Below are 3,487 nucleotides of genomic sequence, written 5' to 3' on the forward strand. Positions count from 1 at the left end.
AGAATACGTGCCGACGCTAACGCCTACTCCGTAGGCTCAGCTCCGAGGAACGTCGTTTAGCCTCGTTCGTTATTTGCAATGTGACAAATCAAAAACTAACAAAAATTAATGAACAATGAAAATATCTTCATAAAATCAAAAAAAGAATTCGTTGAATTCATTAACTCTTTAATTGAAAACCCAGAATACGTGGCGTCGATAATTTATTAGATTATTACCATAATGAATATTTGGAAATAAAAATTATATACGATTTTTAATGGAAATTTATTATGAAATAGAATTAAACGATGATCGAAATCTTTTAAGGGAACTGGTTCTTAAATTTTACACAAGTTACAATACAATTAACTTAATCGGAAATTTCAAGACCAAAGTTTTCGGAAATAGACTAGTTCTTGATGACAATTCTATCGGTGCAATTCTGAGAATAATGCTAGAAATCAAATTGATAGTTTTCATTTTCGAAAATTTCAATAATAATAACAAAATCACTAAATTCAGATTTTACATTTTGAAATATTGTGACATCAAAAATTCCCAAAATAATCTTATAAACTATAAAAATAACGAAATTCATGACCAACAACTAACTGAAATTTATGCGCTCATCAAATCGAATGATGAGTATAAAACACTATCTAAAGAATCTATAAACGCTATTAAAAAGGGAAACTGGGCAAAATTTCATAATGGTTTTCTATTTCCTAACTCCAATGTTAACAATAGCATAATAGCATCGTTTTGGTACTCTCATTTTTCAACTTTTATACATACAACCTTCACAAGTTTAAACTTTAAAAATTTTCTTTTAAATGAAAAATCACGTCATGAAAACAAACTAATCTATTTTGGTATGGCCTCTTTTATAGGCAAAGAAATTCTCATTTTATTAGATTCAATCAAAAACGAAGCTTTAATTAAAACTAATTACGATTACAATCTTAACCTAAATGAAAAATTCGAAATTTGGAATCAAGAAATCGAAAACAATAAAATTTTCGAATCAGAATTGAGAGAAATATAGTCACACTGCAAATAACAGCGACTTACCGCTACGCTTCGGCACAAGCCCTCGCTCGGGCTACGCCAAATTGTCCTCCTGTCACTCGTTTGCATCCGCAAACTACGTGCCAGTCCCTAACGTCCCTTCGGGACTCAGGGTCGGACAACTTCGGTAAGTCTAGTTCGTTAATTGCAATTGGTTAATTCTATTCAAAAAAACCAGCGCGCAATTTTTCTTAAAAGGTGAGGGTCCAACTTTGCTCAATTCGATAATAGATCTTTATATCGGTTTTATTACTTTGTTAATGATTCAAGCGCTTTAAAGAAAAGAATAAGAATTAAGAGATTTATTTCGCTACATTTCCTATTATTTTTTCGTCACGGTTTGCATGATTCAAAAATGATTGTCGGGCTTTGAAGACCAAGAATAAGAAAGAAAATTTGTGCGCTGGGATTTCAAACACTTCGTATTATTAGCAAATACAACACAAAACCAACTGCAATTAACTACCGCTAACCACTTCGCTTCGGGACTTCGCCCTCGCTCGGCCTTCGGCACATAGGCTTTTGTCACTCCTCTTGCTTACGCAAGCCTCGTGCCAATCCCTAACGCCTCCGTACGGAGGCTCAGGGTCAGCCTACGTTGGTTAGCTAGTTCGTTATGCGTAATCCCTATAAACTAATTTTTAGTCTATATCGACTATTTTTTAGTTGATATCTTTGGACATACTATTATCCCTTACTTATGATACTTGATGGTATATTTGGAAATAAAACAGCATCCAGGGTTCTTCTACATTTATTCCATTACAATGAAATTCATTCCGCTGCAATAGCTAATGATTATCAACTTGCTCCTACACCAATCAGACTTCAACTGGAACGTTTCGAAAAAGCTGGTATTCTAGTCGCAAAAAATGTTGGGAGAACTAGAGTCTTTTCATTTAACCAAAAATCTCCTTTTGTCAAACCTATAAAGGCTATCTTAGAGATTTTTTATAATTCATTAACAATAGAAGAAAAAGAAAAAATATTTTCAGAAAGAAGAAGACCAAGACAAAAAGGGAAACCAGTATATGGAAGAACCTAATTGGTCTGACGTTAATGAGGAAGAACTGTGGAAATTCGTTGGATGGCATCTCGCAAATAAAGGAATACATTCCGTTCTAGTCGGTGGCGCTGTCGTAGCTATTTATTCAAAAGGAGCATATCGTTCTGGAGATTTAGATTTAGTTGAACCTCTTTTATCAAAGGAAAGAGATATTAAATCTACTATGGAAAGTATTGGCTTTAGTAAGGTTAACCGTCATTATGTTCATCCTAAATGTCAGCATTTATACATTGAATTCGTTTCTGCACCAGTATCAATAGGAGATGATTATCGAATTATTCCTGACGAAAAAGAGTTTAAAGGAAAGATTCTTAAAATTCTTTCTCCCACTGACTGTATTAAAGATAGATTAGCTTCCTTCATACACTTCAAAGCAAGAGAATGTCTAGATCAGGCATTGCTAGTTGCAAAAAGTCAAAAGTTTGACTTAAAAAAAGTAGAAGAATGGTGTTTAAATGAGTCTAGTAGTGGAAAAGAAGCTTTCGATGAATTTTTTAGGTTATACAAGAAATAATTAAATATACGGGACTACGCATAACAGCGTGGAAACGCTGCGCTTCGGCACGAGGCCTCGCTTGGGCTGCGCCACATTTCCCTTCTGTCACTCGTTTGCATCCGCAAACTCCGTGCCAGTCCCTAACGTCCCGTTGGGACTCAGGGTCGGGAAACGTCGTCTCCACTAGTTCGTTAATTGCAATTGGTTAATTCTATTCTAAAAATCCAGCGCGCAATTTTTCTTAAAAGGTGAGGGTCCAACTTTGCTCAATTCAATAATAGATCTTTATATCGGTTTAATTACTTTGTTAATGATTCAAGCGCTTTAAAGAAAAGAATAAGAATTAAGAGATTTATTTCGCTACATTTCCTATTATTTTTTGGTCACGGTTTGCATGATGCAAAAATGATTATCGGGCTTTGAAGACCAAGAATAAGAATGAAAATTTGCGCGCTGGGACTTCGCACACTTCGTATTATTAGCAAATACAACACAAAACCAACTGCAATTAACTACCGCTAACCACTTCGCTTCGGGACTTCGCCCTCGCTCGGCCTTCGGCACATAGGCTTTTGTCACTCCTCTTGCTTACGCAAGCCTCGTGCCAATCCCTAACGCCTCCGCACGGAGGCTCAGGGTCAGCCTACGTCGGTTAGCTAGTTCGTTATATGCAATTCGTAGAAACAATATGAAAAAAATAAAATACTTTCTTCTAATCCTAATTTTGGTTCTACAATTTTGTAAAGATCAGACAGAAAATTCAGAACCAAAAAATTTCTCTTTTATAAAGGGAAAAAATATTCATCTTAGGGAATTACCAGACCAGAAATCAAAGTCGTTAGGTCTCCGAGGAGGGAACAAAGTAGAAATTATTT

Annotated in this window: 4 protein-coding genes; all 4 read left to right on the plus strand. The window is 35.3% G+C overall.

The genetic code is table 11. From position 1 onward, the window contains the following. The first annotated feature begins 259 nt into the window (after positions 1-259). Positions 260-1,027, plus strand: coding sequence for a hypothetical protein (locus LEP1GSC199_RS00030; protein ID WP_002975837.1), 768 nt, complete (start codon positions 260-262; stop codon positions 1,025-1,027). Between the two features lie 723 nt (positions 1,028-1,750). Next, positions 1,751-2,095 carry a hypothetical protein gene (locus LEP1GSC199_RS00035; protein WP_002975840.1) on the plus strand — a complete coding sequence of 115 codons (345 nt, stop codon included), beginning with the start codon at positions 1,751-1,753 and terminating at the stop codon, positions 2,093-2,095. Further along, on the plus strand, positions 2,082-2,630 hold the full coding sequence (locus LEP1GSC199_RS00040; protein ID WP_002975839.1) for a hypothetical protein: 549 nt from the start codon (positions 2,082-2,084) through the stop codon (positions 2,628-2,630). Before LEP1GSC199_RS00035 ends, LEP1GSC199_RS00040 begins: the two co-directional genes overlap by 14 nt. Before the next feature lie 670 nt (positions 2,631-3,300). After that, on the plus strand, positions 3,301-3,487 hold a 187-nt coding region (locus LEP1GSC199_RS21535; RefSeq protein WP_002975836.1), incomplete at its 3' end, for a hypothetical protein.

This window comes from Leptospira vanthielii serovar Holland str. Waz Holland = ATCC 700522, from assembly GCF_000332455.1.
Lineage (GTDB): Bacteria > Spirochaetota > Leptospiria > Leptospirales > Leptospiraceae > Leptospira_A > Leptospira_A vanthielii.

Bases quoted from the DNA above. Each gene is read 5' to 3' on its own strand.
- LEP1GSC199_RS00030 (WP_002975837.1), top strand. From the start codon at position 260: ATGGAAATTTATTATGAAATAGAATTAAACGATGATCGAAATCTTTTA.
- LEP1GSC199_RS00035 (WP_002975840.1), top strand. From the start codon at position 1,751: ATGATACTTGATGGTATATTTGGAAATAAAACAGCATCCAGGGTTCTT.
- LEP1GSC199_RS00040 (WP_002975839.1), top strand. From the start codon at position 2,082: ATGGAAGAACCTAATTGGTCTGACGTTAATGAGGAAGAACTGTGGAAA.